Consider the following 9,523-nt stretch of genomic DNA (forward strand, 5'->3'; position numbering starts at 1 on the left):
AAACGGACGCTAGGCTAGGACAAAAGGCTCGACCAAGGGGACAGGAATGCGGCTTTCATTGCGACTTTCGGCAACGCTTACGGCCATGGCTCTGCTGCTTGGCGGCTGCGCCGGCCAATATCCCGGCGCGGGCGTTCCCCAGCAAAGCCAGGAGATCAAATGGGGCCGCTACCAGAACCCGCCGGCCGAAAAGGTCGCCGGGCTGCGCAACTGGGTCGAAGGCTTCAAGGCCAGCGCCCGCGGCCAGGGCATCAGCGACAGCACGCTGGAGTTCGCCTTCCGCGACGTGACCTACAACCCCGAGGCGCTGCGCCGTTCGCAGAACCAGGCCGAGTTCAAGAAATCCCTGTGGGAATACCTGGAGAACGCGGTTTCGGAAAAGCGCCAGACCAACGGCCGGGCGGCGCTGGCGCAATATGGCGGCGTGCTGAGCCGGATCGAGGCGACCTATGGCGTCGACAAGGAGGTCGTCGCAGCGGTCTGGGGCATGGAATCGACCTATGGCGAGCGGCGCGGCGACCTGCCCCTGATCGAAAGCCTGGCCACCCTGGGCTATGAGGGCTATCGCGGCGCCTTCTTCCGCAGCCAGCTGATGGCGGCGCTGAAGATCCTGCAATCGGGCGACATCGACCCCGGCCACATGACCGGCAGCTGGGCCGGCGCCATGGGCCACACCCAGTTCATCCCGACCACCTATCTCAGCTTCGCGGTCGATTTCACCGGCGACGGCCGGCGCGACATCTGGTCGAACGACCCGTCCGACGCGCTGGCCTCGGCCGCGAACTACCTGGCGAAATCGGGCTGGCAGCGCGGCCTGCCGGCGGCGGTCGAGGTCACTCTGCCGCCCGGCTTCAACACCGCGCTGGCCGGCAAGGGCAAGCGGCGCAGCGTCGCGGAATGGCAGTCGCTGGGCGTGCGCCAGGCCAACCAGCGGCCGCTGCCGCCCGCAGGCACCTCGACCGAGCTGATCGTTCCCGGCGGTGCCTCGGGCGCGGCCTTCCTGATCACCCGCAACTTCCACGCCATCCTGCGCTACAACAATGCCGACAGCTATGCGCTGGCGGTGTCGCATCTGGCGGACCGGCTCAAGGGCTATCCGGGGTTGGCCAATCCCTGGCCGGCCGACCATCCCGGCCTGCGCATCGAGCAGCGCAAGGAGATGCAGCGCCTGCTGACGGCCCGCGGCTTCGACACGCAGGGGGTGGACGGCAACGTCGGCTCGAACACGACCAGCGCCATCCGGGCCTATCAGGCCTCGCGCGGGCTGCCGGTGACGGGCGAGCCCTCGGCCGCATTGCTCGAGCAGTTGCGCCGCGGCTGACGAATGCCGGAAACGGCCGGGCCGGCGCCACCCTGCGCCTGCCCGGAACGGCTTCCGCTTGCCGCCAGACCCCTGCGGAAAGCGGTCGGCGCCCCTGTTCGCAGGTCTCGGCCGGGACTTCCCCCTTCCGCCGGCGCGGTCCCGAGGTCGGGGTCTGCGATGTCAGGTTGGGGGGCGGCGCCAGCCTCGTGCGGTCTCGGGGCCAGCGTCGGATCGCCGAGTTTATCGGCCGTCCCGATTACCTTGCATGACGCGCTGCACGGCCGTTCAGGACGGCTTCTGCTGGTGTCTCGCGGCCTTGTTGGGTCTATCCGTCCTCTTCCGCGTCCTAGATCTTCGTGTCAAACGACAGCAGATGAGGGGCTTTGTGTCACTCTTGCGCCACGAAAGCGCCAAGAAACGCCTTGAAATTATCGCTATTCTTTCAAGAAGTTAAATGGTGCCCGGAGGCGGATTCGAACCACCGACACGCGGATTTTCAATCCGCTGCTCTACCAACTGAGCTATCCGGGCGCCGAGCGTCTTGCTTCGGACTGGCGCGTTGTTATGGCAGGGCCGCTCCGCTGTCCAGAGCCAAAAAACAAAATTTTCACTCTTCCCTGTCATTATCCGGCACCCGCTCGCCGGGAATGCGGTAGTCGCCGCGCAGCCAATGCGCCAGGTCCACATCCGCGCAACGGCGCGAGCAGAAGGGGCGATAACGCTCGGCGGCGGGCTTGCCGCAGATCGGGCATTTCATGCCATGTCCTCCGGCCGGGCAAGGCGCGCCAGCGGCACGCGGTCGCGCTTGCGGCTGATCTCGTAAAGCCCCATCGCGGTCCAGCCGATCAGCACCGTCTCGGCCGGGTCGGGGCGGAAGGCGGCGCGCAGCACCTGGTCCAGCGTGCCTCGATCGCGCTTGGGCATGGGCGCGAAATCCACGACGATCTGGCCGCCAAGACCGCGCAGCCGCAATTGCCGCGACAGGTCGCGCGCCAGGGCAATATTCGCCTTGAGCCCCGCCGCCGGCGAGTGGTCGCTGCCGGTGTTGACGTCGATGGCGACCAGCGCGCGCAGCGCCTCGATCTCGGCCCAGGCGCCGCCGCCCAGGTCCAGCCGCGGGCGCATCAGTTGCAGCGCCGCCGCCTCGGCCCCGGTCGCCTCGAAGGCATCGGGCCCGTCCTCGACGGCGTCGGGCGCCGGGTCGGCCCAATCCTGCCAGGCCTGTTCGGCGGGCTCGGGCGCGTCGAGCAGCAGCTCGGGTGCCCCCTCGCAATCGGCCGTGACGGCTTGCGCCAGCTCAAGCAGCTGCCCAAGCTCGGCCGCGATCTCGTCCTCCTCGGCCGTGGCCGCGACGGAGCGAAAGACGATGCCGGGCGCATCCTCGCGGCCGTCCAGGGCGGATGAACCCAGGCGCACCAGCCCCTCGCGCAGCGCGGCGTCGCGAATCCGGCGCGAGACGTTCACGCCGGGCGCGCCGGGCGTCACGATGACGTGCCGGCCGCGGAAATTCAGCCGGGCCGAGACCGGGACCGCCTTGCCGTCCTCGGCGCAGCCGCTGACCTGGACCAGCAGCGACTGGCCCTCGCGCAGCCCCGAGCGGTCGCGCAGGAAGCCGCGGGCGCCGTTCGGCAGGCGCAGGAAGACGCCGCCCTGGCCCTTGACCAGCCGGTCCACCCTGGCGCGGCAGATCGCGCCGGGGGCAAGCGGGGTCGCGCCCGCCGGATCGACGATCAGATCCTCCAGCCGGCCGTCCTGCATCAGCGCTGCCGCATCGCGGCCGAAGATCCGTCCCAGGACGATCTGGCGTCCCTTCATGTCGTTTTTCCTTGGATTCCGATGGCGGCCAGAAGGGCCGCGGTTTCGGCCAGCGGCAGCCCGACGACGCCGCTGTAGGAGCCCTGCATCCAGATGGCAAAGGCCGAGGCGTGGCCCTGGATGGCATAGGCGCCGGCCTTGCCCTGCCATTCGCCGGTGGTGAGATAGGCTTCGATCTGCGTGGCGGTAAGGGGGCGGAAGCGGATCGCGGTGTCCACCAGCCGTTCGCGCAGCCGCCCGCCATGGGCCAGCGCGACCGAGGTCAGCACCCGGTGCCGGCGACCCGAGAGCAGCTGCAGGAAGCGCCGCGCCTCGGCGACATCGGCGGGCTTGCCCAGGATCCGGCGCCCCGCCACGACGGCGGTGTCGGCGCAAAGGACGGCGTCCTCGGCCCGGCCGGCAAGCGCTGTGGCCTTTTCGCGCGCCATGCGCCGGACATAGTCGCGCGGGTTTTCGCCGCGATGCGGGGATTCGTCGATTTCCGCCGGCAGGATCCTGTCCGGCACGATGCCGATCTGGGCCAGCAGTTCCAGCCGGCGCGGACTGGCCGAGCCGAGGATCAGCGCCGGCGCGGCGGCGCTTTGCGGCGGGGACTGGGCAGCGCCCCGCAGGTCTTGCGGCGCCGTCATCCTAGGCTCCCGGACGGTCGGCGGGCTTACTTGAAGCGGTAATTGATCCGCCCCTTGGTCAGGTCGTAGGTGTTCATTTCCACCTGGACCTTGTCGCCGGCGAGGACGCGGATGCGGTTCTTGCGCATCTTTCCTGCCATATGCGCGATGATCTCATGGCCGTTCTCTAGCTCGACCCGGAATGTCGCGTTGGGCAGGAGTTCCTTCACGACACCGGGAAATTCGAGCATTTCTTCCTTGGCCATGTTCTCTCCTGTAGGATGACCCGCGCCTTGGGCGGGCGCAAGCTACATGCGTCCAGACGGGCGGTTTTTCAAGGGGAATCTGGACCTGGGCGGGCTTTCCTGGGCCGGATGGCCTGTCAGCGCGGCTATTTCGCAGAAAAGTTGCGCGATTGCGGCTATAGGGGCGAGGCTGCGTCGGATGGGTCGACCGGCCTTGACCATGGCCGACATCTGCTTGGCGGTGCGAAGGGGGATCGGGTGGCCAGGATCCGTGAGCGGTAGTCGGCCGGGGCTGCGCGCCAGGGTTATCCCCCTGAGCAACAGCGGCTCCGGCTCGGCAGCGCGGAATGCGCCGGGCGGCCAAGATCCGCCAGCGGCCATGGGGCAGGGCTGTGCGACGACAGGTCATCCAGGCTTGACCATGGTGGGCAGCGGCTGGGCGGTGCGGGGGTTATCATGTGGTCAAGATCCGCGAGTGGCAATCGGCCGGGGTCGTGCGCCAGGATCATCTCCCTGACCAATGGCGGTTCTGGCTCGGGGCTGTGGAATGCGCCGGATGGCCAAGATCCCTGAACGGCAATTGAGCAGGGTTATGTGTCGGTGGTTCATCCGGTGCTGACCATGGGCGGCAGCGGCTCGGCGGGGCGGAAGGCATCGGGGTGGTCGAGATCCGCGAGCGGCAATTCGGCCTGATCGGCGGGCGTCATCCCCTCGGGCGGCGGGCCGAAGCCTTCCGCCCGCCAGCCGTCCTGCGCGGGCGAAGGGGTGGCGGGCGCCGCGTCCTGGCCGATGTCGCGCAGGCGGACGGCGTGGAACCCGTCCTTTTCGCCCAGCCGTCCGCGGGCCAGCAGCTGGCCGCGCGCGGTTTCCACCCTGGCTTCGTCCAGCACGTTCTGCGGCAGGGGCAACAGCGATCCGGGTGTCAGGCTGCGCAGTTGGTGCAGGCTCAGCCTGCGGCGGCAGAGAATGCCGGCCAGCCGCACCGGCGCCTGCTGCACCGGCCCGGCCAGCGTTGCCGGCGCGGGCGGGGTCCCGGCCGGGACGGGCAGTTGCGCCCGGTTCCCGGCGCCGGGCGAAGGCGGATCGGCAAGCGTCCCCGGCTCGACCGGCAGGGCGATCATCAGCCGGCCGTCGCGCTGCCCGCCGCTGCCCAGGCGGAAGCGGAAGTCCAGCCGCGCCATCTCGCCCTCTTCCAGCATCAGCAACAGCGGGCGGGGATCGTCCAGATAGGTCGCATAGCGGAAGGCGCCGAAATCCGGGCAGCCCGGCTGCGCCGCGCATTCCCGGCCCAGTTCGGCCAGAAGCGCATTCACGAAATCCGCCGAGATCGCGGCATCCGTTCGCGTCGGCTTGCGCGGCGGCGCGGGGCGCGAGGTCACGCGGCCGATCGCCTGCATCTCGATCAGCGCGGCCAGCAGGTCGGGGCAGACTGCGACCACGCCAAGCGCGTCGCGCCGCCCCCCGATCACGGCCAGCAAGGCGCGCTCGGGCAGGAGTTCGGGCAGTTCGGCCGGCACCATGCCCGAGCGTTCCACCTTTTCGACAAAGACCGGCAGGCGCAACTGCTTCTCGGCCGCGCGGGCCAGGGCGGTGGCGGCGGCACGCTCCAGCCGGAATTCGGCGACCTGCCGGGCCGAGGGGCCGGCCGCCGCGCGGGCCCGGTCGCGTTCGGCGATCAGGCGGCGCAGCACCTGGCCGGGGGCCGGGGCGGCGGACCCGTCCCGATCCGCCCCGGCCTGTCCGGGGTCGTCCGACTGTTGCCTTGCTACGCTTTCCATTGCGGCCCGAATCGATGCTGCCTTTGGCGCAAGATGGCACGGACTGGTTGCCGAAAGGTTTAACCCGTCGCATTTTCGGCATTTTCCGCCCGGCGCGGCGGGCGGGGCGGCAGCGCGATGCGAAAGCAGGCGCCGCCCTGGCCCGGCAGATAGCTGATCGAGCCGCCAAGGAACCCCATGATTTCCTTGCAGATCGCCAGTCCCAGCCCGGCGCCGCCGGCGCGCGAGGGATCGTCCAGCCGGGCGAATTTCTCGAAGATCAGCGCGCGATTCTCGGGGCCGATGCCCGAGCCGTTGTCGTGGATGTCGATCTCGGTCCCGCCCTGGGGGCTGCGGCGGGTGTCGATGCGGATCGCCGGCTCGCCGGCGTCGCAATATTTCCGCGCGTTCGAGATCACGTTGATCAGCACCTGCAACAGCCGGTCGGGGTCGGTGATGACCGGCAGATGCTCGGCCAGGGGGTTGCGGCGGATGGCGAAGTCGCGTCCCGCGGCGCTTGCCCCGCCCGCGGCCAGCGCGCGCTCGATCAGGTCGTGCAGGTTGACGACGCCGGGCTTCAGCTGCGCCCGGCCCGATTCCAGCACCGAGATGTCCAGCAGGTCGTCCAGCAGCCGGGTCATGCGGGCGGCCTCGTCCTGGATGATCCCGGCAAAGCGGCTGCGGTCGGCGGCGGGCAGGTCCGGCTCCATCAGGATCTCGGAAAAGGCGCGGATTGAGGTCATGGGCGTGCGCAATTCATGGCTGATCTGGCCCAGGAAGGCGTCCTTCTGCGCCGAAAGCACGGTCAGTTTCTCGTTGCTTTCCCGCAGCATGGCGGCGGTCCTGGCCAGTTCGGCCGAGGTCAGCTCCAGCCGGCGGTTGTCCTCGCGCGCGCGGCTGGCCTCGCCCGCGACCTCCATCAGCTCGGCCACGGTGACGGAGCCGCGCCCGCCGACCCGCGCCATCAGCGCCGAGGCGGTGGCCGCGCCCACCGTCCCGGCCAGGTGGCGTTCGAAATCCGCCAGGAAGCGCGGGGTCAGGTCGGGAAGATAGCCGGATTTTCCCTGGCCCTCGGCAGCCTTGCGGAACACCTCGAGCGCGTGGTCGTTGCCCCAGATCCGCCCGGCCAGCGTCAGCAGCGCCTCGGCCTGCACCGCGGGGGCGGTTTCGCTGGCGGCGGCATCGGGGGCGATGGCATGGACGAAGGACAGCGCCTGCAGCCGCTCGGTCGGGTCGGGGAAATCCACCAGCGAGATCAGCACCAGAAGCAGCAGGTTCACCGACAGCGCCAGCAGCACCGCGCCGGCGAAGGCGTCGATCCCCGCCGGAAAGGCCGGCGGCGCAGCGAGGCCCAGCGAGGGCAGGAAGATCGCCCCGCCCCAGATCAGCGCGCCGGCGACGATGCCGGCGATGGCCCCGCGCCGGGTCGCGCCGCGCCAGACCAGCCCGGCGACCATGGCCGGCAGCACCTGCGCCATGCCGGAAAAGGCGACCGTGCCCATGGCGGCCAGCGCCGTGGTGCCGCCGGTGGTGCGGTGGTAAAGCCAGCCCGCGCCGATCACCGCGACGATGGCCAGCCGCCGCGCATTCAGCATCAGCGTGCCCAGATCCTCGCGCGCCTGCGCCGGTTCGGACAGCGCGGTCTGGCGCAGCCAGAGCCACAAGGGCACCAGCCAATGGTTCGCCATCATCGTCGACAGCGCGATGGCGCTGACCACCACCATCGACATGGCCGAGGAAAAGCCGCCCAGGAACACCAGCGCCGCCAGCGTGTCGCGGCCCTGCGACAAGGGCAGCGCCAGGACGTAGAGGTCGGGGTTCGAGCCCCTGGGCAGCAGGTCCATGCCGACCACGGCGATGGGCAGGACCAGGAAGGACATGGCGGCCAGATAGGCGGGAAAGGCCCAGCCGGCCTGGCGCAGGCGGTTCTCGTCGCTGGCCTCGACCACCAGGACGTGGAACATGCGCGGCAGCACCATGACCGCGGCGCCCGACAGCGCGATCAGCGTGAACCAGCGCTCGGGCCGGATCTGCCAGCCCTCGCCCCCGGCCGAGACGGCCATGCGGTCGATGCGCGCCAGCACGTCGGTCGGCCCGTCGGCGATGCCCCACAGCACGAAGGCGCCGACGGCGAGAAAGGCGGCGAGCTTGACCACCGCCTCGACCGCGATGGCGATGACGACGCCGTGGTGACGCTCGTTCGCGGCCAGGTTGCGGGTGCCGAACAGGATGGCAAAGGCGGCCAGCCCGACCGCCACCCACAGCGCGATATTGCCGGGCAGCGGATGGCCGCTGGTGGCGAAGGCCGACAGCGCCATCGAGACCGATTGCAATTGCAGCGCGATATAGGGGGTCGAGGCCAGCACGCCGATCAGCGTCACCAGCGCGGCCAGGGCGGCGGATTTGCCGAATCGGCTGGAGATCAGGTCGGCGATCGAGGTCACGCGATGCAGCCGCGCCACCCGCACCAGCCGCCTGAGCCCCCACCAGGCGCCGGCAAAGACGATGCCGGGGCCAAGATAGATGGTCAGGAACTCCAGCCCCGAGCGGGTGGCGTAGCCGACGGCGCCGTAGAAGGTCCAGGCCGAGCAATAGACCGACAGCGACAGGGTATAGATCACCGGCCGGTCCATCCAGCGCCAGCGGCCGGCCGCGGCGGCGCGGTCGGCGGCATGGGCCAGCAGGAACATCAGCGCGACATAGACCACCGAGGCGGCGCCCAGGGTTTCAGGCGTCATCCTCGTCCTCCGGCTTTGCGCGGCCGATGGCGCGATGCAGGACGGCGGTGGCGGCGATGGTCAGCGCCCAGCTTGCCGCCAGCCAGACCGCGCCGCGCGCATAGCTGAAATATTGCGGCAGCCAGACCGGCGGCAGCACCGCCAGCACCGCAAACAGCACCGGCAGGACGCGGATCGCGTCGCCCAGGCGGCGCTGGCGATAGGCGTCGCGGCCAAGGAACAGGCGGCGCATGCGCGACCTCAGCCCGCGTCCAGAAGCTCGCGCACCATGGCGCGCAGGTCGGCATTGGCAAAGGGCTTGGCCAGCGTCCGGTCGGCGCCCTGCGGCAGGTTGGCCATGCCGCGCGCGCTGAGCAGCAGCACCGGCAGCGCCTGCAGATCGGGATCGGCGCGCAGGTCGGCCAGCACCTCGGCGCCGCTGCGGCCGGGCAGCATCACGTCGAGGATGACCAGCCGCGGCGCCAGCGCGCGGATGCGCTGAAGCGCGTCGCTGCCCTCGGGCCATTGCTCGCATTGCCAGCCCTCGCGCGACAGGATGAAGCGCACCGCCTCGGCGATGCTCGGCTCGTCCTCGATCAGCAGCACATCGACACCTGTGGTCACGGGCGGCCCTCCTGGGGTTTTGCGGCGATCATGCGGGCGGGCGGGGGCGTTGTCAAAATCACGGGGCGCCCCAGATCACACGGGGCCCAGGATCGAGGGCTCGTGCCGCGCGGTGCAGGCGGGGCGCGGGCAGATGCGGCAGGCCGGCCCCACCCCCAGAACCGGCCGGGCGTCGCGGCCGGCGGCGGGGTGGATCAGCATCTGCGCCCGGCTGAGCGCGGGGCCGTCGAAGCCCATGGGCAGCAGCCGCTCGGCCACGGCCCAGGCGGCGAAGCGGTTGCCGTTCGCGGTCTCGATCAGCCGCGCCACCGGCAGCTGCGGCTGGGCCAGCGCCTCGAACAGCGGCCAGAGCGCGCAGCCCTCGCCGGGGCGCGGCAGCTCGAAGCCGGGCGCGGCCAGGCGGAACAGCGTCGCGCCCGAGCCGTCGCAGACCACCAGCCCGGCCTGCGCCCAG

The 9,523-nt window shown here is 70.6% G+C and carries 10 protein-coding genes and 1 tRNA gene; 1 reads left to right on the forward strand and 10 read right to left on the reverse strand.

Annotated features, from left to right (window positions below; genetic code table 11):
• Positions 1-46: 46 nt before the first annotated feature.
• Positions 47-1,321, forward strand: a complete 1,275-nt coding sequence (locus tag FE811_RS03300; RefSeq protein WP_114534940.1) for a lytic murein transglycosylase — start codon at positions 47-49, stop codon at positions 1,319-1,321.
• A gap of 437 nt (positions 1,322-1,758) precedes the next feature.
• On the opposite strand, the gene FE811_RS03305 is transcribed toward FE811_RS03300, so the two are convergent.
• The 10 genes from FE811_RS03305 to FE811_RS03350 form a co-directional block, all read right to left on the reverse strand.
• A tRNA-Phe gene (locus FE811_RS03305) sits at positions 1,759-1,834 on the reverse strand.
• Positions 1,835-1,910: 76 nt separating this feature from the next.
• Positions 1,911-2,060 carry a DNA gyrase inhibitor YacG gene (locus FE811_RS03310; RefSeq protein ID WP_036753846.1) on the reverse strand — a complete coding sequence of 50 codons (150 nt, stop codon included), beginning with the start codon at positions 2,058-2,060 and terminating at the stop codon, positions 1,911-1,913.
• Positions 2,057-3,118 carry a ribonuclease E/G gene (locus FE811_RS03315; RefSeq protein WP_116221036.1) on the reverse strand — a complete coding sequence of 354 codons (1,062 nt, stop codon included), beginning with the start codon at positions 3,116-3,118 and terminating at the stop codon, positions 2,057-2,059. Before FE811_RS03315 ends, FE811_RS03310 begins: the two co-directional genes overlap by 4 nt.
• Complete coding sequence (locus FE811_RS03320) at positions 3,115-3,747, reverse strand: nucleoside triphosphate pyrophosphatase (protein ID WP_116221035.1); 633 nt, start codon at positions 3,745-3,747, stop codon at positions 3,115-3,117. The genes FE811_RS03315 and FE811_RS03320 overlap by 4 nt, the downstream gene beginning before the upstream one ends.
• Positions 3,748-3,773: 26 nt before the next feature.
• Entirely contained in the window at positions 3,774-3,992 is a 219-nt protein-coding gene (infA, locus tag FE811_RS03325) for a translation initiation factor IF-1 (protein WP_010397442.1), read from the reverse strand.
• A 584-nt stretch (positions 3,993-4,576) separates the two neighbouring features.
• The gene (locus FE811_RS03330) at positions 4,577-5,749 is read right to left on the reverse strand and encodes a FliM/FliN family flagellar motor C-terminal domain-containing protein (protein WP_116221034.1); all 1,173 of its coding nucleotides are present in this window, start codon (positions 5,747-5,749) and stop codon (positions 4,577-4,579) included.
• 59 nt (positions 5,750-5,808) lie between these two features.
• Positions 5,809-8,466, reverse strand: coding sequence for an ATP-binding protein (locus FE811_RS03335; protein ID WP_116221033.1), 2,658 nt, complete (start codon positions 8,464-8,466; stop codon positions 5,809-5,811).
• The gene (locus FE811_RS03340; RefSeq protein ID WP_036753854.1) at positions 8,456-8,698 is read right to left on the reverse strand and encodes a hypothetical protein; all 243 of its coding nucleotides are present in this window, start codon (positions 8,696-8,698) and stop codon (positions 8,456-8,458) included. Before FE811_RS03340 ends, FE811_RS03335 begins: the two co-directional genes overlap by 11 nt.
• 8 nt (positions 8,699-8,706) lie before the next feature.
• Positions 8,707-9,069: a response regulator transcription factor gene (locus FE811_RS03345; RefSeq protein WP_036753857.1), complete on the reverse strand. Its 363-nt coding sequence runs from the start codon at positions 9,067-9,069 to the stop codon at positions 8,707-8,709.
• Positions 9,070-9,144: 75 nt separating this feature from the next.
• On the reverse strand, positions 9,145-9,523 hold a 379-nt coding region (locus tag FE811_RS03350; RefSeq protein WP_140846613.1), incomplete at its 5' end, for a short-chain fatty acyl-CoA regulator family protein.

The organism is Paracoccus sp. FO-3 (genome assembly GCF_006386455.1).
Taxonomy (GTDB): Bacteria; Pseudomonadota; Alphaproteobacteria; order Rhodobacterales; family Rhodobacteraceae; genus Paracoccus; species Paracoccus versutus.